This is a genomic window from Parabacteroides merdae ATCC 43184, from assembly GCF_025151215.1.
Lineage (GTDB): Bacteria > Bacteroidota > Bacteroidia > Bacteroidales > Tannerellaceae > Parabacteroides > Parabacteroides merdae.
This window is the reverse complement of record NZ_CP102286.1, coordinates 1,376,147-1,398,929: the sequence shown is the minus strand read 5'-3', so window position 1 is coordinate 1,398,929 and position 22,783 is coordinate 1,376,147. Positions and strand designations below refer to the sequence as shown.

Here is a 22,783-nt window from a genome sequence, read left to right as displayed (position 1 = left end):
AGTATGAGAAATAAAATAATTATCGGTTGTATGCTGTTGGGGGCTTTATCGGTGGGAGCACAGGAAAAGCCCGTCACGGCTGCGGACTACAAGCAGAAAGTGCTTGAATATAGCCGCCAGATCAAACAGAGTGCGGAAGAACGTATTGCGATGCAGCATGCTATCAAGGCGGCCAAGACCGCTTTCTTCCCGGCTGTCGATTTCTCCGGCAGCTACCAGTACCGTATCAATAAGTACGATTTGGATTTCGGCCCCGGCATGGCTGTCGAAATGGATCATAACACCTATAGTTTGGGAGCTACCGTAAGTCAGCCGATCTATGCCGGCGGACAAATCTACAACAATTACAAGGCCGCCCAGATACAGGGACAGATCGCTTCCGAGGCGGAAGACCTGACGACGGATAATATCGTGTATGCCGCCGACCTGAACTACTGGTCTGCTGCTGCCCGTAAAGGCATGTACGATGTCATGTGCCAGTATGTCGATATTGTGCAGGAATTGGCAAACGTGCTGACAACCCGTTTCAATGACGGGCAGATCAGTAAGACCGACCTCTTGCAGGTACAGTCCCGTTTGAAAGAAGCGGAATTGAACAAAAGCGCTGCGTACAAAGATTATCAGATCGCCTTGCAGAACCTGAATGTGCTAATGGGTGTTCCTCCTATGACACCGGTGGAGATTGCCGATGCCATCACGACGGTGCAGCCGTTGCCGATGCACATAGGGGAAGAGGCCGCTTTGCAGAACCGGCCGGACTTTACGATCTCCCGATTGAATGTTGAATACCAGAAGCGGCAGATCAACTTGTCAAAAGCAAAGTATAATCCGACACTGGCTATCGGTTTTCAGGGAACCTGGGGCACTCCGATGTTGAACGTGAAAGGGTCCGACCAGCTTTGGACACCTGCCGTGTTCGCCTCCCTGAAGATACCTTTGTTTCGTTGGGGAGCCCGTTTCAAAGAGGTGAATTCTCAGAAAGCTATCTTACGCAGTAAGGAATATGTTATGGATTACACCCGCGACCAGATTTCCCAGGAGGTAGCCAATTCCTGGACCAGCCTGACGGAAAACACGAAGCAGATCGATGTTGCCGAAGAGGCCTGCAAGATCGCTGAGGAAAATCTCGACCTGAATACGTTCAGCTATAAAGAGGGAAAACTTCCGATCCTCGATGTTCTTTCCGCCCAGCTTTCCTGGATTCAGTCCTATAGCAGCTTGATTCAGACTTGGTATCAGCAGAAAGCGTCTCTCGCCCAGTATAACAAGGCGGTGGGTATTCGTCGCTTGCAGTAATCGGAAAACACCTTTATCACAATCTTTTTAGGCACGGATTTCACGGATTTATACGGATGAATTTATTTTTTCCGTGTTTTCCGTGAAATCCGTGCCTAAATTATATCTATTAGTAAGCAAAATTTTGCTTCGACACAGCTCCCTGTCAAGAGCAGAAACAAATGCAAATATTATTGAAACTCCTTTTTCAGTTTCGCCACCCATTTCAGTATCCGTTCCTCCGTTTGTTCGGACTGGTTCTCGATATCGAGGGGAAGTCCCAGGAAATGTCCTTCCTTGACGGCCCGTGATTGGGTGAAGTGGTGATCGCTGACAGGCATGAAACCGATCAGCTCCGCATTGCTTTTGGTAAAGGCTTCCGCCAGAATGCCGATCCCATCGACGAAATTGTCGGGATAGCGTTCTTGGTCTCCGAGCCCGAATAGTGCGACTTTCTTGCCCGTCATGTCGATGGATTCTATTTCCGGCATGAACTCGTCCCAGTAAGTCGGCAGTTCTCCGTCGAACCAGGTGGAAGTTCCGGCAATGATATTGTCGAACGATTCGAACTCCTTGCGTGTCGCCCCTTCTATCGGGATCAGGACGACTTCGTTTTCTGTGAATGCTTCTTGTATTTTCAAAGCGACTACGGCTGTTTTAGCGGTTGTGCCACCATAGAATAAACCTATTTTCTTCATTTTGTATGTTGTTTATAGAAGGTGTGTCAAAACTATCCTGTTCCCGCGCCCCTCGCGGGATCGCATTAAAACCGGCCCTATAAAATCTGATTGATAAGGTCTGTCCTTTTGCGGCCCCGCATCAAGCGCGGGGACAAGAAGATTTTGATATACCCTCTTCATTAATATTCCAATAATGCTTTTGCTGCGTTGTAGATCCGTTCTTCTCCGGGCAGGATCGCCTTTTCGAGGACCGGATGGAAACCGACAGGGGTAAAGGTAGAACCGACGCGTTGGATCGGAGCATCCAGGTATCGGAACATTTCCGTGCCGACGATACCGGCTATTTCCGCTCCGAAACCTGAGAACACTTTGTCTTCATGTACGATCAGCACCTTGCCGGTTTTTTTCACGGAAGCGAAGATCGTTTCCGTATCGAGTGGGATCAGCGAGCGGATGTCGATGACTTCCACGTCCCAGTTATGCTCTTTCTTCAACCTCTCGGCGACACTGAGGCAGAAATGCGTGGTATTGCCATATGTGATCACGCTCAGGTCGCTGCCCGGCCGGCGGATACGGGCTTTCCCGAAAGGAACTTCGAAGTCTTCCGGCACAAAACCGGCTGCTTCGACCGAGTTATATTGCGCTTTCGGTTCGAGAAAGACGGTAAAACCCTTCGAACGTATGCTGGTGCGCAACAGTCCTGCCGCATCATCGGCAAACGAAGGATAGACGATGCGGGCTCCCGGAATGGAGGTCAGCGCCCCTTCAATCGTTTGCGAGTGGTAGAGCCCTCCGCCGATATAACCGCCCGATGCCAGGCGGAGTGTCAGGTTAGGGGTGAACTGTCCGTTGCTTCGCCAGTATTCGTGTGTACATTCGACATACTGCTCGATGGCCGGCCAGAAGTAGTCGGCAAATTCGGCTCCTTCCACCACGACATGTATTTTCGGGTCGAAGCGGCACATGCCGTTGGCCGTGCCTACAATGTAGTCTTCGGCAATGGGAGCATTGAAGATACGCTTCGGTCCGAACTCCTGTTGCATGCCTTTGGTGACGTTGAACACGCCGCCTTTGTCTTTGTTGGCCACGTCCTGTCCCCACAGGAATGTATCCGGGTTATGGCGGAATTCTGCTTTCAGTGTTTCGTTGATTGCGGTTACCAGTGTTTTCTTTTCGCCATTTTCTTCTTTGTGTGTGCCGTCTGTATATTTCTGCGGCAGGTAAGGTTCGGGCAAGACATAGTCAAAGATCGTTGCAGGATCGGGTTCGGGAGCCGCCATCGCTTTGCGGTTGGCTGTGCTCAGGTCTTTTTTTGCCTGTGCTTCTATCTGCTTCAGTTCCTCTTCGGTCAAGCGGTTGTAACGGAGCAGCATACGGCGGAATTTTTGCAGCGGATCGGCTGCTTTCACGTAGGCAAGTTCGTTTTCATCGCGATACAAAGTCTGCTTGTCGGAGTTCGAATGGGAGCCGATGCGCACGCAGTTTGCATGGACGATCACCGGATTATGCGTATTGATCGCATGTTCGCGGGCTTCGGTCATGGCGTTCATCGAGTCGAAAACGTCTTTTCCGTTGCAGTGGATGATGCGCAGGTTCTTGAAGCCTGAGAAGTTGTCGGCTACCTTGCGGTTGGCCGTCTGATCCTTTTTGGGGACGGAGATGCCGTAGCCGTTGTCCTGCAAGACAAAGATAACGGGGAGCTGCTCGTTGCTTGCCCCGTTGATGGCTTCGTAGACGTAGCCCTCGGAAGTGGCGGACTCGCCGTGCGAAGTGATCGCAACGCCTTTATGGTCGTAATAAACCATTGCACGGGCGACACCTACGGCGTGCAGGTCGTGTGTCCCGGTCGCCGAGGAGATGTTCTCGATATGCCACTCCGGCTTGGCGAAGTGGTTGGACATATGCCGTCCGCCGCTGGACGGGTCGGTCGCTTTCGAGATACCGTTCAGGATGATTTCTTCCGCCGTCATTCCGGCAGACAGGACGGTCAGCATATCGCGGTAGTAGGGAAAGAGGTAATCCTCTCCCCGGTGGAATACCTGCCCGATGGCGAGCTGGATGCCGTCATGCCCGGCATAAGGGGCATGATAGGACCAGCCTAAGGACTGGAGCAGGTAAGAAGGCGCCTTTTCATCGAGCGCCCTGCCGAGACTCATCAGGTAATACCATTTGCGAAGGGTCTCGGTATCGGTCGTTTTTATATCGTATCGTTTCATACTTGATTATTTTGTGTGTTGTTTTAATTGTTTTGTGATCTGTTACTTTTGGCTTGACCCAAAAGTAACCAAAAAGTCAAGGCTTAACCGTCCGGTCTACTCCGGGCAAAGACTACGCTGTCGCCTGCGAAACTCGCTTCGCTCAAACAGGGCAGGCTCCGGACGCTTCGTCTTTACCCTCCGCTTGACGCCCGTCCGCTTAGGCCTTTCCAAGAAAGCTCCGCTTTCTTTTGGGATTGCCGATACTGATCGTTCTTTTGCGGCCCCGTGCGGGGCACGGGGACAAGCCTGTTCCCGCACTTGATGCGGGATCACAAAGGAGCAGGCAGCATTGGCAATCCCTGAAGAGCCGTTAGGCTCTATCTCCGGCCTAAGCTGGTGAGCGTAAAGCGCAGAGACCGCAGTGAGCGTCCGGAGCGTCTGCTGTTTGAGCGAAGCGAGTTTCAGACGCGACAGCGAACGGAGGGAACGAAGTAGCGAAGCAGCTTAAGCCTTGACTTTTTGGTTACTTTTGGATCAAGCCAAAAGTAACAGATAAATCATCATTTATCCCAGTTCTCCAGATAATCCGCTACGCGTCGCAGGAACTCTCCACCCAGTGCTCCGTTGATGATCCGGTGGTCGTACGACAGGGACAGGTACATCTTGTGGCGAATTGCGATTGTATCTCCTTCGGGTGTCTCCACGACGGCCGGTTTCTTTTCGATGAAGCCGACGCCTAAGATGGCTACCTGTGGCTGGTTGATGATCGGCGTACCGAACAGGCTCTTGAACGAACCGAAGTTGGTGATCGTGAAAGTTCCGCCTTGTATATCGTCTGGCATCAGCTTACCCGTGCGTGCTTTGGCGGCAAGAGTGTCGATGTTGGCAGCAAGGCCGTTCAGATTCAACTTGTCTGCATCATGAATAACCGGTACGATCAGGTTACCGTCGGGTAGCGACACGGCGATACCCAGGTTAATATGCTTTTTCAGAATGACTTTGTAGCCGTCGACCGAAGCGTTCACGTGCGGGAATTCAGCCAGTGCCTTTGCTGTAGCTTCCGCTATGGCAGGCATGAAAGTGAGTGCTACACCTTCACGTTTGAAAAATGCGTCTTTCGTGCGGTTGCGCCATTTTACCAGACGGGTGACGTCGGCTTCGACAACAGTTGTAACGTGGGGAGACACTTTTTTCGACATGACCATATGGTCTGATATGATACGGGCAACGCGGTCCATTTCGACCGTTTCGTCTTCGGTGACAGATGCCGGGTTGCGTCGATCGTCGATGGTGGGCTGCGTCGGTTGGTGATGGTGGACACCATCGACCGGAGAAGGTGGGTTACGTCGATCGGAGATGGTGGGCTGCGTCGACGGTTGACGCAAGTTTTCGGTATCACTTTGTGGGGTGATGCCACTTTTCTTGGTCGTGATATAATCTTTAATATCTTTTTTACTGAGTCGTCCTTCATAGCCGGTTCCCGGAATCGCGTCCAGTTCGGCTTGCGATATTTTGGCTTCCTGTGCTAATTTCAGCACGATGGGAGAATACCATCTTCCGTCTTCTTCCTTGGATGATTTGACGGGCTGGGCGGGTTCTGCCGGTACAGACTGTACCATTGTGCTTTCGTCGCTTTTAGCTGCGGCAGGAGTGGTACTTTCGGGTGCTTCTCCCTCTTCGCCTTCCAGTTGGATCAGGGCGACGGTTGTACCGACGGCCACCGTATCGCCTTCGGAAAACAGCAGTTCGAGCACCTTTCCTGCAACCGGAGAGGGTATTTCCGCACTGACTTTGGCGGTGCTCACTTCAAAGAGGACATCGTCTTCTTGAACAGCGTCGCCTACTTTGACGGACCAGGAGACAATCGTCCCTTCCGTGATGCTTTCGCCCAGTTTGGGCATTTTTATTTCAAATGTCGACATAGTTTAAATGTGTATTTTATGTTCTGATATTGAAGTTCCAGGCCGACGTCGCGTATTTGTTGTCACGTAGGGACCGGATGGCGTTCAAATCGTCTTCAGTGAATGAATAGGGACGGGTGTCCGTCTTGTTTTCTGTAAAATAGTTCAGGAGTGCGTCTCTGAATTCTCCGATAGATACCGCTTTACGGGTATAGGTGCATATGTTGGTGACCGGGCTTCTTACGGATTTGACATAAAAAGGAGCGGGCTTCATTTCTTTTTTTTCCGGTTTCCGTTCTGTATTTTTGAGGGCGGTCGTCAGGCGATACAGGTCGGTGGAGAAAAGGAGGGTGGCGTGGTGCAAGATCCTTCCTTTGTGGATGGATTGCGCACTGCCCGATATTTTCAACCCGTCGATCGTGAGTGCCTGCCGCTCGTCAGCCTCTGCCCGGATGCCGAATGTGGCAAGGAAGGCGATCAGCCGGGCTGTGAATGTGCCGGATGCGAGTTCCTTGCTGTTTTGTATAAAAGTGATATTCAGGTTGCCGGAATCGTGATAGACGGCTCCGCCACCGGAATAACGGCGTACGACTTTGATATGCTTCTCTTGAATATAGTTTCGGTTTATCTCGTCCCATACGTTCTGGTGCTTGCCGATGATGACGGACGGTTCGTTCTGCCACAACATGAAGATGTCGTCCGAAAAGTTCTTGAGCAGATACTCCTCGGCAGCCAGGTTGAACCAGGCATCCGTGTATGGATTGTTGATATAAAGCATTATCAGAGGTAGAGACTTTCATGTATCGCCTCTCCGACAGTCGGATGGGGAAATACGGTTTTCTTGAATTCATCGACCGTATAACCGTGCTCGACGGCGATACCGGCAATGACGATGATCTCCGATGCCGGATTTCCCACCAGATGGCAACCGATGATCTGGCCGTTCACGTTTGTCAGGAGCTTGCATAGCCCGTTGCCGGTTTCGTTTTCGGCGACAAAGCGGCCGGAATAGGTCATCGGTATCTTGACAAGGTTGTAATATTCTCCACTTGCCTTCAATTCCTCTTCCGTCTTGCCGACACCAGCCACTTCCGGATTGGTGTAGACGACGGCGGGAATAGCCCTGTAGTCCATCCGTTCCTCATTCCCCAGAATATGGTTGACAGCAACCTCACCTTCCCGATAGGCTGTGTGGGCCAGTTGCGAGAATCCTGTGATATCTCCGGCTGCATAAACGTGCGGATGGGAGGTCTGCATATATTCGTTCACTCGGACGCCCCGGCGGTCCGTCTCGATGGAAAGGCTTTCCAGGCCTAAATTTTTGGTAATTGCCCGGCGGCCTACGCTGACCAGGATTTTGTCTGTGGAGATCGCATTCGTCTTGCCGTCTTTTTCGACAATGACCTCTTTCGGGTTGACTTCGGTCACTTTTGTGTTCAGATGAAATTCCACCCCTTTCTTGGCATATTCGCTCCGGAGCATGGCGGAAGCCTCTTTGTCCATCGCGCCGAGTATTTCCGGCATCATCTCGATCACCTTTACTTTTACTCCCATGCTGGTAAAGAATGAAGCAAACTCGATCCCGATGACACCGCCGCCTATGATGGCAAGTTCTTTAGGAAGTTCTTTGCTGTCGAGCGCTTCCCGCGAAGTCCAGTAGTCTACGTCCGAGAGGCCCTTGATGGGAGGGATTACCGTTTCGGAACCGGTACAGAGGAGTACGTTTTTGACGGTGAAAAGGTCGTTTCCGCAGTCTAAGCGGATCCTTCCGTCCGTTTCCCCGTTCAACACGGCAGTACCCTCGACGATCGTGATCCCGCTCGAAGTGAGCCGCATCTTCACACCGGATGTTAGCTTTTTGACAGTCCGGTTCTTCCGCCTGATGATCTTGTCCATGTCGAAAGACGGTGTTCCTTCCGGTGAAATGCCATATTTGGAGGATGTTTTGAAACTGTCCAATATCTTGGCGGAGTATAATAACGTTTTTGTGGGAATACAGCCTTCGTTCAGGCAGACGCCTCCAATGGCGTTCTTTTCAAAGAGGACGGTTTTCAGGCCTCCTTCGGCTGCCCGTTCGGCTGCGGTATAGCCGGCCGGTCCTCCTCCTATGATTGCAATATCGTAATTCATGCTTGTGCTCTTTTACTTGAAAACCAGGACTCTTTTGTCTAACGGTTTGATCTCTTTCGGTCCGGGTCCTTCCGTCGGCGTTCCGAAAGGCATCTGTGCCACCAGTTCCCATTTCGGGTCGAGTTTCCATTCCGCATATACCGTTTCGTCGATCAGCGGATTATAATGTTGAAGGGACACGCCTAAGCCGGCATCTTCCAACATTGTCCAGATCGCCAGCTGGTGCATGGCAGATGTTTGCTGTGCCCAAACCGGAAATTTGTCGTAATAAGTAGGGAAGGAGTCTTGCAGCTGTTCAACTACCGCTTTGTCTTCGAAGAACAGGATCGTTCCGTAGCCGGCAGCCAGACTTCCGTCTATTTTAGCTTCCGTCCCTTTGAAGACTTCCGCTGAAACAAGTCTCTTCAATGTCTCTTTCGTTATCTCCCAAAGCTTTTTATGATTCTTGCCTAACAGCAATACGATGCGGGTAGATTGCGAGTTGAAGGCAGAAGGGACGTTCATGACTGCGAAGTCTATGATTTCTTTGATCTGTTCGTCTGATATCGGAGAACTGTTCGTGATGTGGTAATAAGTTCTGCGGTGTCTCAATGCTTCTTTAAAATCTCGTGTCATATTAAATGCGTTTTTATTTTATGTTTCTTTAAAAATGAAACCATCCCGAGTTTGATTTTGTTGCAAATACGTCCCGTTGTTTCTCGAATGTACAGATAGAATTAATTTATCACGGGCGGATTACCGGTGAAAAGGCTGTATCTTTGTCTCCCAAAAAGAGCAAAAGAAATGATAGGGAAAAAAATACCGGTCGTTTTTCGGATCATGTTTGTCATATGGGTGATCCTACAGGTTTGCCTGGTAATAAAATACTGGGATATGCCCAACCACGATGATGCCCAAGCTTATGTGAAACTGGCTTCGGAATGCATCGCGAGGGGCACTTGGTATCCGGACGTGCATAACCAATATGAGGATTTTATTTTCGGTCCGGGGTATGTAAACCTTTTGATCGGGATCTATCATCTTTGCGGATCTTTCTCCTTTGTCCGGTTGCTGAATTTATTGATGAATATTGCAATGGTATTTGAAATACGGAAGTTGGCCGGACGGATGTTTTCGAATAAAACGGGGTATTACGCTGCTATTTTATATATGTTGATTTTTTCGAACCTATATGCTCCGATAGCTGTATTGACTGATTTGCCTTTTACTTTCCTACTATTGACAGCCCTGCTGCTATGCAACGTTCGCCGGCTGTTTCCTGTGGCTGTCGCCGGCGTGCTGATCGCTGTGGCTAACTGGTTCCGTCCTCTGGCAATTGTCTTTTTATTCGTGATTTTGCTCCTTTTCATCGTGCAAAAGCGCCGGTGGCAGTCTTATGCAGCATTGGCCTTGCCGCTTGTCTTGACTGTTTTCCTGATCGGGCGGAGTGCGAAGGAGAGAACCGGCCATTTTGTCTATCAAGCGGTGTCCGGAGGCTATAACTTAGCGATGAGTTCTTTTGATGAAGCAAACGGTTTAGTCAATTTTAACGGCTTCGGTGATCCGGACAATTATATTTGCCTTCCTCCCGGAGATTATACCTACATGGAGCGGGACAGCCTGCTGAAGCGTGCGTCAGTCCGCTGGATATCGGAGCATCCGTTTAAGTATGTTTCCCAACTGCCCTTCAAGTTGGCTGCTTTGTATTGTGAAGATACCTGGACGGAGCGTGTAAAGCCGGATATGGGATTTAGAGTAGTTCTTTCAAATGTGGAGGGTAATAATCTGAAGATAATGGAGTTAATCGTTTCCCTGGCGTTGAAAAGCATTGTCTATTACACGGTGCTTTTACTATTCTTTTATTACGTTTGGACGAACCGGCGCGATCTGTTACGAGAGCGGAATCTCTATCTTCTGATCCCTGTTTTAGGCACAGCAGTAACGGTTTTGTTCGTGATCACTTCCCGTTATCATTATCCTTATTTGTTTGCGATAACAATCTATGCGGCAGCGGGTCTTGACGCCTTTATACAGAATGAATTAAGGAAAAATAGCAGAAAGTGTTGATTTATTTGTAGATTTCTTGTGTGTGAATCAAAATAATTTGTACCTTTGTGCCCCGTAAAAGAAGAGAAACTCTATTAGAATCTTTGTTTTTGTTCGTGATGCAGTTCAAAAAGGGAAGACACATAGCAGGAGTTGACTTAATTTCGTAATATTAAAAAGTAAAATTAGCAATGTCGAAAATTTGTCAAATTACCGGAAAAAAAGCAATGGTTGGCAACAACGTTTCTCACTCTAAGAGAAGAACGAAACGTAAGTTTGATGTGAACCTGTTTACTAAAAAGTTCTACTGGGTAGAACAGGATTGTTGGGTTAGCCTGAATATTTCAGCCGCTGGCTTGCGTACTATCAATAAACTTGGTTTGGATGCAGCAATTAAGAAAGCTGCTGAAAAAGGTTATTTAAACGCTTAATTTGAGGAGGAAATAAGAAATGGCAAAGAAAGCAAAAGGTAACAGAGTTCAGGTGATTCTTGAATGCACCGAGCACAAAGACAGTGGTATGCCGGGTACATCTCGTTATATTACAACAAAGAACAGAAAGAATACAACTCAGAGATTGGAGCTGATGAAGTATAATCCTATCCTGAAGAAGATGACGTTACACAAAGAAATTAAGTAAGAGGAGATTAAACAATGGCAAAAAAAGCGGTTGCAACATTTAAGAAAGGTGACGGTCGTACCTACTCTAAAGTAATCAAGATGGTTAAGTCCCCGAAGACTGGTGCTTACATCTTCCAGGAAGAAATGATTCCTAACGAAGCTGTTAAAGATTATTTCGCTAAATAACGGAGCGTAATATCAAGATACGAAGAGAGGTCCTTTTCCATAGCGGGAAGGACCTCTTTTTTTGTCTTCATTCGGGTGGTTATATGGAATATTTTCATACTTTTGTGTGGGCGAATCTGCAGCTGTCCGATTGGGAGCAGTCTGTGAATCGAACCTACAACACGTTGATAAATAATAAATAGAAATAAATTAATAATTAAGAACCATGAGATTTGATGTATCCAGCACAGCGTTGTTATCACGTTTGCAATCTATTAGCAAAGTTATTGCTTCTAAGAATTCATTACCGATCCTGGACAGTTTCCTTTTCAACCTGGAAGGTAATAAACTTACTATAACAGCTTCGGATGCTGAAACACGTCTGGTTACATCCGTTGACGTGATGAATGCACAAGGAAGCGGACTTTTCGCGGTTTCGGCAAAAATCTTGCTCGACCCGTTGAAGGAGTTGCCCGAACAGCCGCTGACTTTTGATATTAACGACGATAACCTGGAAATCTTTATCCATTTCCAGAATGGTAAATATAATTTTATCGGACAGAAGGGAGATACATATCCGCAGCAGAAACCTCTGAATGAGAATGCAATCTCTATCATGATGGACGCGCAGATGTTGTTGAACGGTATCAGCCGTTCGTTGTTTGCAACGGCTGACGACGAGCTTCGTCCGGTAATGAACGGTATCTATTTCGATATTCACACGGACGATTTGACATTCGTGGCTTCCGACGGTCATAAGCTGGTGCGTCTGCGCAATCTTTCGGTAAAATCACCGGAAAGAGCTTCTTTCATCTTGCCGAAGAAGCCCGCGAACCTGTTGAAAGGCCTTTTATCAAAGGAAGGAGAGATGGTCAGCATCAAGTTTGATGATAACAATGCTTATATCAACTGTGCTAATTTCGAAATGGTATGCCGCCTGATCGAAGGTCGTTATCCGAATTACAACAGTGTGATTCCGCAGGAAAATCCTTTCAAGGTGACAATCGACCGTATCTCTTTCCTGAATGCCTTGAAGCGTGTTTCCGTTTTCTCCAATCCGGCCAGCAGCCTTGTCAAGTTGCAGCTGAAGGAGAACGAAATGCTTGTTTCCGCACAGGACATCGATTTTTCTACTTCCGCAGAAGAGAAAATTGTTTGCAGTTTTGACGGAACCGAATTAAGCATCGGTTTCAAGGCAACTTATCTGATTGAAATACTGAGCAACATCAATTCGGAAGAGGTGATACTCGAATTGGCTGATCCTTCGCGTGCCGGTCTGATCGTTCCTTCTGAAAACGAAGAAAACGAGGATTTGCTGATGCTGCTGATGCCTATGATGTTGAATGATTAAAATATAAGAAATGCAGTTAAACCTGAAAAATCCGTTAGTCTTCTTCGACTTGGAGACGACGGGTATTAATATTGTCAAAGACCGTATCGTGGAAATCTCTTTTGTCAAGGTTTACCCGAATGGAAAAGAAGAATCTAAAACGAGACGGATCAATCCGGAAATGCCCATTCCACCGGAGTCGACCGCTATTCACGGCATCACCGACGAAGACGTAAAAGACTGTCCTACCTTTAAAGAAATAGCCAAATCGTTGGCAGCCCAGATAGAGGGGTGTGATTTGGCAGGATATAATTCCAATCGCTTTGATATCCCTTTGTTGGCAGAAGAATTTCTGCGTGCAGGTGTCGATATCGATTTGAACAAACGCAAGTTTGTAGACGTACAGACCATTTTTCATAAGATGGAACAGCGTACGCTTGCGGCCGCTTATAAGTTCTACTGTGACAAGAGCCTTGAAAACGCCCATACGGCGGAGGCCGATACGATGGCGACTTATGAAGTGTTGAAAGCGCAGTTGGACCGGTATCCGGAGTTGCAGAATGACATTAATTTCCTTTCCCAATATTCGAGCTATACGAATAATGTGGACTTTGCCGGACGTATGGTATATAACGACAAGGGGGAAGAAGTGATAAACTTCGGTAAATATAAAGGCCGTCTGGTAGAGGAAGTGCTGAAGAACGATCCCGGATATTATTCCTGGATAATGAATGGCGACTTCCCTCTGAACACCAAGAAAATACTGACTGAGATAAAATTGAGAGGTTTTAATTCGAAATAAGGACCATGAATAATTTTGAGTTTTGTAACCCTGTAAAGGTTGTTTTCGGCAAAGGTTCCATAGCCCGTTTGTCCGCTTTGATTCCGGAAGGAAGTAAAGTGCTGATGGTGTATGGCGGCGGTAGCATAAAGAAAAACGGCATCTACGGCCAGGTGACGAAGGCGTTGGAAGGATTTGAAGTGACCGAGTTTCCGGGAATCGAAGCAAATCCGCATTACGAAACCTGCATGAAGGCCGTGGAGGTCGTCAAAGAGAAGAAGATCGATTTTTTGTTGGCTGTAGGCGGAGGTTCGGTGATCGACGCTACGAAGTTCATCGCGGTGTCTGTCGGTTTCGAAGGCGATCCGTGGGATATTCTTTCGAAAGGTGGCGAGATAAAGAATGCCCTGCCTTTGGGTACGGTACTTACATTGGCCGCGACCGGTTCGGAGATGAACGAACGTTCGGTCATCTCCCGTGTATCGACTTGTGAGAAACTGAATTTCGCCAGTCCGCTGGTATTCCCGAAATTCTCTGTACTGGACCCGGAAGTGACCTATTCGCTCCCTGCGCGTCAGGTGGCAAACGGGGTGGTCGACTCTTTTATTCATGTAGTGGAGCAGTATTTGACTTATCCGGTCAATGCAAAAGTGCAGGATGCCTTCTCGGAAGGACTGATGCGTGTCATTCATGAAGAGGGGTTGAAGGTCTTGGATAATCCGAACGATTATGATATCCGTGCCAACCTGATGTGGGCGGCAACCAATGCGTTGAATGTCTGGATCGGGCAGGGGGTTCCGCAGGACTGGTCTTCCCACCGCATGGGGTATGCGCTAACGGCGCAGTTCGGCCTGGATCATGCACAAACATTGGCGATTCTCTTGCCGGGTGTCATGACTTATATGTTTAAGGAGAAGCAGGTCAAACTGGCTCGTATGGGGGAAGTAGTTTTTGGTATTACGGATGGAACGGAAGAGGAAAGGGCGCGTAAGGCAATCGTCGCCTGCGAGGATTTCTTCCGCCGGATGGGACTGAAAACGCGCCTCGGTGAATGTGGCATTGCAGAAAAGGATTTGGATGCCCTTGCCGTTCCTGTGGACAAACAGGGGTGGAAATTGGGTGAACATCACAATATAGATAGCCGTGTGGCGCGTGAGATAATGGCGTTACGCTTGTAATAAAACATGGAACAAGGAACTTCTCTTTCAAAACATATATGTTTCGTTTTCAAAACACCTATGTTTTAAAATCAAAACACCTATGTTTTAAAAGAGGGGTACTACATATCGAATAAAATGCTGAAAGGTAAACATATCATATTGGGGATAACAGGGAGCATCGCTGCCTATAAAGCTGCCTATATTATCCGTGCCCTCGTGAAGAAAGGGGCGGAGGTGCAAGTTGTCATTACCCCTGCGGGAAAGGAATTCATTACGCCGCTTACATTATCCACGTTGAGCAGCCATCCGGTGATCAGCGAGTTTTTCTCGAATCGCGACGGCACGTGGAACAGCCATGTCGATCTTGGTCTCTGGGCTGATGCCATGCTGGTAGCACCGGCTACTGCTTCGACGATCGGAAAGATGGCGAATGGCATTGCTGACAATATGCTGGTCACGACATACTTGTCATGCAAGGCTCCGGTTTTTGTCGCTCCGGCGATGGATTTGGATATGTTCGCACATCCTTCCACAAGGCAGAATTTAGACCGGCTCCGTTTGTTCGGCAACCGTATTATCGAACCTGCCGAAGGGGAACTTGCCAGCCATCTGGTGGGTAAGGGGCGTATGGAAGAACCTGATAAGATCGTGGCGGTCCTGGAAGATTTCTTCGCTTCCCAAACCCGGCTTGAAAAAAAAAAGATTGTAATAACAGCCGGTCCGACATATGAAAAGATAGATCCTGTGCGTTTTATAGGTAACTATTCTTCTGGAAAGATGGGGTTTGCATTGGCGGAAGCGTGTGCGGAGCAGGGAGCGGAAGTGACATTGATCGCAGGACCGGTGTCTTTGACGGTAGTTCATCCGAATATCAAACGGATCGATGTCGAGTCGGCCGAAGAGATGTATCAGGCGGCCATAACTGCTTTTCCGGAGGCGGATGCCGGTATCCTTTGTGCCGCTGTGGCGGATTATCGCCCGGATGAGCAGGCAAGCGAAAAGATCAAGAGGGAAACGAAAGGAGAAATGTCGCTCCGTCTGGTTCCGAATAAGGACATCGCAGCTTCGTTAGGGGCGATCAAGCGTGAAAACCAGATCTTGGTAGGTTTCGCATTGGAAACAAATAATGAAATGGCCCATGCGGAAGGAAAGATGAAGCGGAAAAACCTCGATTTTATCGTGTTGAATTCTTTAAAGGATGCAGGTGCCGGTTTCCGTTGCGACACGAATAAGATCACGATCATCGACAAGGAAGGCGGGACGATTGCTTATCCGTTGAAGAGCAAACAGGAGGTGGCCGTTGATATTGTAAATAAATTGGCAACATTATTAAAATGAGAATGATTAAGAAATTGTTATGCATATGCTTGTTGGGAGCTGCTCCCTTTATAGGTAAGGCGCAGGAGCTGAATGCCCGCATCACTATAAACAGTGATAAGGTACAGAGTACGAATAAACAGGTATTCAAAACCTTGCAGGATGCATTGAATGATTTCGTCAATAACAAAAAGTGGACGGATGCTACTTTTGCCATGAACGAACGTATCGACTGTTCCATGACTCTCATCATCAACGAAATGGTATCGGACAATAGTTTTAAAGGCGAGATACAAGTGCAGGCCCGCCGTCCGGTATATAATTCCAGCTATACGACTACGTTGCTGAATTATCGTGATACGGAACTCTCTTTCGACTATACCGAATTCGAACCGTTGGAATATACGGAAAATACATTGAACAGCAATCTGATTGCAACGGTTGTTTTTTATATCTATACGATCCTCGGACTGGATTTCGACAGTTTTTCTCCGAAAGGTGGCACTGCTTTCCTCGAACAGGCCATGCAGATTGTGAGCCTGGCACAGGCGCAACCTACATGGACAGGGTGGAAAGCTTTTGAAAACGACCGTAACCGCCATGCTTTGGCAACGGCTCTGACGGACAATACTTCGGAACTGTTCCGGGACATGTGGTATAATTATCATCGTAAGGGGCTCGATGAAATGGCTGCAAATCCGGATCGTGGACGTACGACTATAATCGGTCTGCTCCCGGTTCTGGAACAGGTGAAAAGTGCCCGGCCGACATCTCCGTTGCTTCAGATGTTCGCTGATTCCAAACTGGATGAAGTCGTTTTGATCTATTCGAAAGCAACTACACAGGAAAAGCAGGAAGGTTATAAAATGTTGTCCAATCTGTATCCTGCTCTCACGACGCGTATGGAATCGCTTAAAAAGTAATCTGGAATAGCTATGCTGAAGTCTTTATTTATACGTAACTTTGTTCTGATAGACAGCTTGGACATTAAGTTTGATAAAGGTTTTTCTGTGATAACCGGCGAGACGGGTGCAGGAAAGTCTATTATATTGGGGGCCCTATCCCTGGTCTTGGGACAGCGTGCGGATGGAAAGAGTATTAAGAACGGTTCTGAAAAGTGTGTGATAGAAGCAGTCTTTGATGTCTCCCGATATAAATTGGAAGAATTTTTTCTTACGAATGACTTGGAGTATGATGCGGAGATTTGCATTCTTCGCCGGGAATTGTTTGCATCAGGTAAATCCCGTGCTTTCGTAAACGATTCGCCTGTCCCGCTTTCTGTAGTGAAGGAATTGGGAAGCCGGCTGATCGATATCCATTCGCAGCACCAGAATCTTTTGTTGGGAGATAACCGGTTTCAGCTGAAAGTAATCGATGTAATGGCCGAAAACGATATCCTGTTGATTCTTTACCGAAAGGAATACAGCCGATACCTGTCTCTGAAAAAGGAACTGAAAGAGTTGACCGAAAAGGCTCTCCAGACCAAGCAGGAGGAAGACTATGTACGTTTTCAGTTGGAGCAGTTGGCCGATGCCGGTTTGGTTGCTGGTGAACAGGAAGAACTGGAACAGGAGCTGGAAACCCTTTCTCATGCCGAAGAGATAAAAGGTTCTCTTTATAAGATAACCCGATTGCTGGACGGGGAGGAACAAGGAGCTGTCCAACTGATAAAAGAGGCCCTTTCCACCGCAGACAGTCTGGAACGTTATTATCCGAAAGCGAAAGAAATAGCCGAGCGTCTGCGTTCTGCCTATATCGATATGAACGACCTGGCTTCCGAAACGGAAGTCCTGAAGGAGGACATAGAATTTAATCCTGAGCGCTTGGATTGGGTGAACGAACGTCTTAATACGTTATACACCTTGGAACAGAAACACCGGGTTTCCAAAGTCGAAGAGCTGATGGAGTTGCTGGATAAATATAATAAGCAGCTGAAGGAGATCGATTCTTTTGATGAACAGATCGAATCGTTGAAAAAGCAGTTGGAAGTCTCTCACCAGGAACTGCTTCAACAGGCAGCCGTATTGAGCGAGCAGCGTAAGATCGCCTCGAAAGCCATCGCTTCCCAATTGGTAGAAATGGTTGTCCCGTTAGGCATGCCGAATATGCGATTTGCGATCGATTTCGTACCTAAACAGGAACCGGAAAGCGATGGAATGGATGAAATCCGGTTTATGTTTTCCGCCAATAAGAGTGCGGAACTGCAACCGGTGGCCCAGACGGCATCCGGAGGCGAAATCTCCCGCCTGATGTTATGTATCAAGGCGATGATTGCCGGATTTACGGCGTTGCCTGCCATTATCTTTGATGAAGTGGATACGGGGGTTTCCGGGGATATAGCCGATAAAATGGGGGATATCATGCAGGAACTAGGTACGAAGATGCAGGTTTTTGCCATTACCCATCTCCCCCAGATCGCAGCAAAAGGGAAAGACCATTATTTTGTTTATAAGGAGGATACGGATGAAAGGACCGTAACCCGTATCAGGAAAATGAATAAAGAAGAGCGTGTAAAAGAGATTGCGCGTATGCTGAGCGGTGCTTCGTTGACCAGTGCTTCTATTGCAAATGCGAAAGAGCTGTTGAAATCAAAGATTTAAACCTTTTCATCGCGATCCGGTCATAATAGCAACAGAGTGTAAGTGCTAATTTAAAATTGAGAGACATGAAGAAATTGAGTATTCTATTAATAGCGATCCTTTTTTGCAGCTTGCAGGGACATGCACAATTTTGGATCAGTTTCGGATGGAATGAACCCCATTGCCAGAACTGCCTCTGGATGGAACAGGCAATCCGCATGACGAACCGTCAAGCTGCCGAGTATCATAAGATCATTCATCGGTACGGAGAGAAGATCGAGCGTGAAGCACGCAAGCATTATCGCTATTGGGATCAGTCTGCCCGGAAGATATATAAGTTGCGTATGGAACGGGACCGGAAATTACAGCGTATCCTTTCGCCTTCGCAGTTTCGTTTGTATGTGCGTTTCGTCCGTGAGGCACCGACACGCATCCATGACTGGAGAGGTTGGTACAATAATCCGCATTATCCGCACTACCGTCCGTCCAATGCGTGCCATCGTTATGAAGATCATTATTGGCATTGCCAATGGGAATATACAAACAATAGATGGTTTGACCGTTTCGACGACGGCAAATGGTATCCCGGTAAATATGATCGTCCTCAACCACATCATAACAATGGCCGTCCACATCATGACAATGGGCAGTGGAAGCCCGGCAAATACGATCGTCCGAGCCATCAGGGAGGCCGTCCCGGTTCCGATCATCACAAGAATAAGCACGATAAGGACAAATTTGACAAGAAACGTCCGGATCGGGATAAAGACAGGCATTACGATAGGGACAAACGGTCTGACAAGGATCGCACGAATAGCCGCCAACGTACGAGTGACAGGCGGAGCATAGAGAAAAGTATCTGATAATGGAATTTAGAGTAAACCGACGCACCCTGCTTTTGATAGCCGGATGCGTTTGGATCATAGCTGGCATCAATATCTTAAGGATCGGCATCATCACGTGGTTGAACGATGCCCATTACTGGCTGTTTAAAGTCGGAGAGGCAATTGTTGTTTTCCTGCTTTTCTTCCAGTTTGTCTTTCGCCGTTTGTTTGTTAAACATTCCGAGCGGATTTCCCAGAAAGGGGAAAAGAACTGTCCTTTTTCATTTTTTGATGTGAAAGGCTGGATCGTGATGATCTTTATGATTACTTTCGGTGTTACGATCCGTCATTTCCAATTGCTTCCCAACTCTTTTATTTCGGTATTTTATACCGGACTTTCATCTGCTTTGATTATTACCGGTATTTTATTCTTGATCCGGGCTTATTCATCGTCACGGCATAAGCTGAAAAGCAATAGCTAATATATACGAGAGTATATAATAAAAGCGTAAATCTTTTGTATCTTTGTCCGCATAAAGCCGGGAAAAATCGAAATAGTCCGGTGATGAAAACGGAAAAGATATAGAATAATGAAAGAAAACGAAATGGTGTTCGGCATCCGTGCCGTGATCGAGGCAATCCAGGCCGATAAGGAGATTGATAAAATATTGGTGAAACGTGAACTGCAGGGAGACTTGTCTCGTGAATTGTTTGAAGTTCTGAAAGGACGTGATATACCTGTACAGCGTGTGCCTGCCGAACGTCTCGACCGTTTGACACGTAAGAATCATCAGGGAGTAATAGCTTTTATCCCGGCTATCACATACGAACGGCTGGAAAATATTATTCCGTTTGTATATGAGCAGGGAAAGAATCCGTTTATCGTGTTGTTGGATGGGGTTACGGATGTCCGTAACTTCGGTGCGATTGCCCGTACTTGCGAATGTGCGGGTGTGGATGCGATCGTGATTCCTTCAAGGGGAAGCGTAACGGTGAATGCCGATGCGATTAAGACCTCGGCCGGTGCGCTCCATGTATTGTCTGTCTGCAAGGAAAAAAGCATTACGGAGGCCATCCGTTTTTTACAGGCGTCCGGAGTAAAAGTCTATGCAGCCAGTGAAAAAGCTTTTGAGAATTATACGGCTATTAAATATGACGGACCTGTGGCGATCGTGATGGGAGCCGAAGATACGGGAGTTTCGATGGATAATCTTCGTATCTGCGACAGCATGGTGAAGATTCCGCAGTTCGGTACGATCGGTTCGCTGAACGTATCGGTCGCCTCTTCCATCCTGATCTATGAAGTGGTTCGCCAGCGGATGAATGAACAAGCACAATAACGTTATTAAAATAAAGAAACAATGAAGAAAGTTATCGCAACAAAAAACGCACCTGCCGCTATCGGTCCGTACAGTCAGGCAGTACAAGTAGGAAATATGCTGTTTGCTTCCGGCCAGTTGGGTCTTGACCCCGCAACAGGCAATTTCGCAGAAGGAGGAGTGAAAGAACAGACCGTACAGGCATTCAAGAATGTACATGCAATTCTGGAAGAAGCCGGCCTTAGCATCAACGATGTCGTAAAGACAACCGTATTCCTGGCCGATATGAGTGATTTCGCTGCTATGAATGAAGTATATGCTTCTCAGTTCGAAGGTACTTTCCCGGCCCGTTCTGCTGTCGCAGTCAAGACATTGCCGAAGAACGGTCTGGTGGAGATTGAAGTGATTGCCGTAAAGGAATAAGTTGTATTTAGGGAAAAGAGCCAAGACGCGGATAGGATGGAATGTTTATCCGTTCTTTCCGTGTCATCTGCATACCCGGCTCTTTATGCTTATTATTGCTTGCTTGGCGACTTACCTCCCAAACAGCTTGCCTATTAAATCCTTTTTCCCGATTCGTTGCAATGCTTGTGTTATCTGGCGGCGGAATTCCGGCTTGTACCAGAAAAAGAATTGACGTTGTGCCAGTTTTTGTTCTTTCGTGCGGGCCGTATATACCTTTTCCAATGTATAGGGATGATACCCTGTGTAGTACATCTCCGTTGCCAGTGTCATAGGGGTAGGTGTAAAATCCTGTACCTGTTCGAGTTGGAAATGCAGCTTCTTGGTCTGGATAGCCAAGTTTGCCATATCCGCCTCGGTACAACCGGGGTGGCTGGATATGAAATAAGGGATTAATTGCTGGTTCAATCCGTGTTGTTTGTTTACACGGTCGAATATCTTTTTGAATTGCCCGAAAAGCTCGAATGAAGGTTTGCGCATCATCTTCAGGACATTGTCTTCCGTATGTTCGGGTGCGACTTTGAGGCGGCCGGAGACATGGTGAGCTATCAGTTCCTCCATATAGGTATGGGCTGCCTTGTTCAGATTGTCATCCGCATACCGGTGCAAGAGCAGGTCATAGCGAATGCCGCTACCGATAAACGAACGTTTGATTTCCGGCATGCTGTCCACTTCTTTGTATATATCTAACAACGGCGTATGATCTGCATTCAGGTTTTTGCAGATGACAGGGGAGATGCAAGAAGGTTTCTTGCACTGGGCGCAGATATCCGGATTCTTCCCTTTCATCCGGTACATATTGGCCGAAGGGCCGCCCAGGTCGCTCAGATATCCTTTGAAGTCCGGCATTTGGGTGATCTCCTTAACTTCTTTCAATATGGACTCTTTACTTCGTGAGGCGATAAACTTTCCCTGATGCGCCGAGATCGTACAGAAAGCACAGCCCCCAAAACATCCCCGGTGGATGTTTACCGAGAACTTGATCATCTCGAAAGCCGGTATCGTCTTCCCTTTGTATTTAGGATGGGGCAGGCGGGTGTAGGGCAGGTCGAACGACGCATCTATCTCTTCTTCCGTCATAGGTGGGAAAGGAGGATTGACGACTATTGTCTGTTTGCCTACCTTTTGCAGGATGCGGGAAGCCTGCTGCTTGTTGGATTCTTCCTCTATATGTTTGAAGTTCTTGGCCTGTTTCAGCTTGTCGCGCAGACATTCTTCATGGGAAAAGAGATTGATATCGTCAGGTAGCGGCTCTACCGTATCAGTTAAATAGGCGGTCTGCCGTATATCTTTGATCTCATGGAAGGGAGTTCCGGCTTGTAACCGACTGACCAGTTCTTTCAGGGGAAGTTCTCCCATGCCGTATATCAGTAAATCCGCCGGGCTGTCTTTCAGGATTCCGGGGAGCAGCTTTTCCTGCCAGTAATCGTAATGCGTGACTCGGCGCAGGGAAGCCTCTATACCTCCTAATACGACGGGAACATCCGGGTAGATTTCTTTCAGTATCTTCGTGTAAACGATGCTGGGATAATCCGGGCGCATGCCGGCACGACGGTCCGGAGTATAAGCGTCGTCACTGCGTAGGCGTTTGTTGGCCGTATAGTGATTGATCATCGAATCCATCGCTCCGGCAGAAACTCCGAAGAACAGGCGAGGGGCTCCTAACTTCTTGAAATCCCGGTAGTCTCCACGCCAGTCCGGTTGCGGAACGATTGCTACACGCAGTCCCATCGCTTCGAGTGTCCGCCCGATGACGGCGGCTCCGAATGAAGGATGGTCCACATATGCGTCACCGCTGAAAAGTATCACATCTATATAGTCCCATTCGCGGGCTTCAACTTCTTTCTTTGTTGTAGGCAGCCATGCCTCCGGTTTGAATGTTCTCATGACTGCAAAGATACAAATTATATTCTGTCTGTCATGACGGGCTCAAGTTATAACTTTTGCTTATGGGTGATAGGAATTAATGATGTACAAGGGGTATGGAAATCTTTTACCTTTGCAAATAAAAGGAAAA

The 22,783-nt window shown here is 47.7% G+C and carries 22 protein-coding genes; 15 read left to right on the top strand and 7 right to left on the bottom strand.

Annotated elements, in window-relative coordinates:
- Positions 1 to 3: 3 nt before the first annotated feature.
- On the top strand, positions 4 to 1,296 hold the full coding sequence (locus NQ542_RS05690; protein ID WP_036723673.1) for a TolC family protein: 1,293 nt from the start codon (positions 4 to 6) through the stop codon (positions 1,294 to 1,296).
- A gap of 170 nt (positions 1,297 to 1,466) precedes the next feature.
- On the opposite strand, the gene NQ542_RS05685 is transcribed toward NQ542_RS05690, so the two are convergent.
- The 6 genes from NQ542_RS05685 to NQ542_RS05660 form a co-directional block, all read right to left on the bottom strand.
- Positions 1,467 to 1,973 carry a flavodoxin gene (locus NQ542_RS05685; protein WP_005638155.1) on the bottom strand — a complete coding sequence of 169 codons (507 nt, stop codon included), beginning with the start codon at positions 1,971 to 1,973 and terminating at the stop codon, positions 1,467 to 1,469.
- A 161-nt stretch (positions 1,974 to 2,134) separates the two neighbouring features.
- The gene (locus tag NQ542_RS05680) at positions 2,135 to 4,171 is read right to left on the bottom strand and encodes an alpha-ketoacid dehydrogenase subunit alpha/beta (RefSeq protein ID WP_005638153.1); all 2,037 of its coding nucleotides are present in this window, start codon (positions 4,169 to 4,171) and stop codon (positions 2,135 to 2,137) included.
- A 542-nt stretch (positions 4,172 to 4,713) separates the two neighbouring features.
- The gene (locus NQ542_RS05675) at positions 4,714 to 6,075 is read right to left on the bottom strand and encodes a dihydrolipoamide acetyltransferase family protein (RefSeq protein WP_005638147.1); all 1,362 of its coding nucleotides are present in this window, start codon (positions 6,073 to 6,075) and stop codon (positions 4,714 to 4,716) included.
- Positions 6,076 to 6,091: 16 nt separating this feature from the next.
- Entirely contained in the window at positions 6,092 to 6,832 is a 741-nt protein-coding gene (locus NQ542_RS05670) for a lipoate--protein ligase family protein (RefSeq protein WP_005638145.1), read from the bottom strand.
- Positions 6,833 to 6,834: 2 nt separating this feature from the next.
- Complete coding sequence (lpdA, locus tag NQ542_RS05665; RefSeq protein ID WP_005638141.1) at positions 6,835 to 8,184, bottom strand: dihydrolipoyl dehydrogenase; 1,350 nt, start codon at positions 8,182 to 8,184, stop codon at positions 6,835 to 6,837.
- A 12-nt stretch (positions 8,185 to 8,196) separates the two neighbouring features.
- Complete coding sequence (locus tag NQ542_RS05660) at positions 8,197 to 8,799, bottom strand: nitroreductase family protein (RefSeq protein ID WP_005638138.1); 603 nt, start codon at positions 8,797 to 8,799, stop codon at positions 8,197 to 8,199.
- A gap of 168 nt (positions 8,800 to 8,967) precedes the next feature.
- Between NQ542_RS05660 and NQ542_RS05655 the strand changes: the two genes are divergently transcribed.
- From NQ542_RS05655 to NQ542_RS05590, 14 genes are all read left to right on the top strand, one after another.
- Entirely contained in the window at positions 8,968 to 10,230 is a 1,263-nt protein-coding gene (locus tag NQ542_RS05655) for a hypothetical protein (RefSeq protein ID WP_005638135.1), read from the top strand.
- Positions 10,231 to 10,400: 170 nt separating this feature from the next.
- Positions 10,401 to 10,640, top strand: a complete 240-nt coding sequence (gene rpmB, locus NQ542_RS05650; RefSeq protein WP_005638129.1) for a 50S ribosomal protein L28 — start codon at positions 10,401 to 10,403, stop codon at positions 10,638 to 10,640.
- A gap of 19 nt (positions 10,641 to 10,659) precedes the next feature.
- The gene (gene rpmG, locus NQ542_RS05645) at positions 10,660 to 10,848 is read left to right on the top strand and encodes a 50S ribosomal protein L33 (protein ID WP_005638127.1); all 189 of its coding nucleotides are present in this window, start codon (positions 10,660 to 10,662) and stop codon (positions 10,846 to 10,848) included.
- A 14-nt stretch (positions 10,849 to 10,862) separates the two neighbouring features.
- Entirely contained in the window at positions 10,863 to 11,015 is a 153-nt protein-coding gene (locus tag NQ542_RS05640; RefSeq protein ID WP_005638125.1) for a DUF4295 domain-containing protein, read from the top strand.
- A 205-nt stretch (positions 11,016 to 11,220) separates the two neighbouring features.
- Positions 11,221 to 12,345 (top strand): DNA polymerase III subunit beta, encoded by a 1,125-nt coding sequence (gene dnaN / locus NQ542_RS05635; protein WP_005638111.1) that lies wholly within the window; start codon positions 11,221 to 11,223, stop codon positions 12,343 to 12,345.
- A gap of 10 nt (positions 12,346 to 12,355) precedes the next feature.
- Positions 12,356 to 13,126, top strand: a complete 771-nt coding sequence (locus NQ542_RS05630; protein WP_005638110.1) for a 3'-5' exonuclease — start codon at positions 12,356 to 12,358, stop codon at positions 13,124 to 13,126.
- Between the two features lie 5 nt (positions 13,127 to 13,131).
- Positions 13,132 to 14,283: an iron-containing alcohol dehydrogenase gene (locus NQ542_RS05625; protein ID WP_005638109.1), complete on the top strand. Its 1,152-nt coding sequence runs from the start codon at positions 13,132 to 13,134 to the stop codon at positions 14,281 to 14,283.
- A gap of 117 nt (positions 14,284 to 14,400) precedes the next feature.
- A complete protein-coding gene (gene coaBC, locus NQ542_RS05620; protein ID WP_005638108.1) occupies positions 14,401 to 15,603 on the top strand; it encodes a bifunctional phosphopantothenoylcysteine decarboxylase/phosphopantothenate--cysteine ligase CoaBC in 1,203 nt (400 codons plus the stop codon).
- On the top strand, positions 15,600 to 16,505 hold the full coding sequence (gene porD, locus NQ542_RS05615) for a type IX secretion system protein PorD (protein ID WP_005638107.1): 906 nt from the start codon (positions 15,600 to 15,602) through the stop codon (positions 16,503 to 16,505). The genes coaBC and porD overlap by 4 nt, the downstream gene beginning before the upstream one ends.
- 12 nt (positions 16,506 to 16,517) lie before the next feature.
- Positions 16,518 to 18,182, top strand: coding sequence for a DNA repair protein RecN (recN, locus tag NQ542_RS05610; RefSeq protein WP_005638106.1), 1,665 nt, complete (start codon positions 16,518 to 16,520; stop codon positions 18,180 to 18,182).
- A 65-nt stretch (positions 18,183 to 18,247) separates the two neighbouring features.
- Positions 18,248 to 19,024 (top strand): hypothetical protein, encoded by a 777-nt coding sequence (locus NQ542_RS05605; RefSeq protein WP_005638104.1) that lies wholly within the window; start codon positions 18,248 to 18,250, stop codon positions 19,022 to 19,024.
- A gap of 2 nt (positions 19,025 to 19,026) precedes the next feature.
- Entirely contained in the window at positions 19,027 to 19,467 is a 441-nt protein-coding gene (locus NQ542_RS05600) for a hypothetical protein (RefSeq protein ID WP_005638103.1), read from the top strand.
- Between the two features lie 108 nt (positions 19,468 to 19,575).
- Positions 19,576 to 20,325, top strand: coding sequence for a 23S rRNA (guanosine(2251)-2'-O)-methyltransferase RlmB (gene rlmB, locus NQ542_RS05595; protein ID WP_005638102.1), 750 nt, complete (start codon positions 19,576 to 19,578; stop codon positions 20,323 to 20,325).
- Positions 20,326 to 20,346: 21 nt separating this feature from the next.
- Entirely contained in the window at positions 20,347 to 20,727 is a 381-nt protein-coding gene (locus NQ542_RS05590) for a RidA family protein (RefSeq protein ID WP_005638101.1), read from the top strand.
- A 111-nt stretch (positions 20,728 to 20,838) separates the two neighbouring features.
- Here the strand turns inward: NQ542_RS05590 and NQ542_RS05585 are convergent, their stop codons facing one another.
- Complete coding sequence (locus NQ542_RS05585) at positions 20,839 to 22,653, bottom strand: YgiQ family radical SAM protein (protein ID WP_005638100.1); 1,815 nt, start codon at positions 22,651 to 22,653, stop codon at positions 20,839 to 20,841.
- Between the last annotated feature and the right edge of the window lie 130 nt (positions 22,654 to 22,783).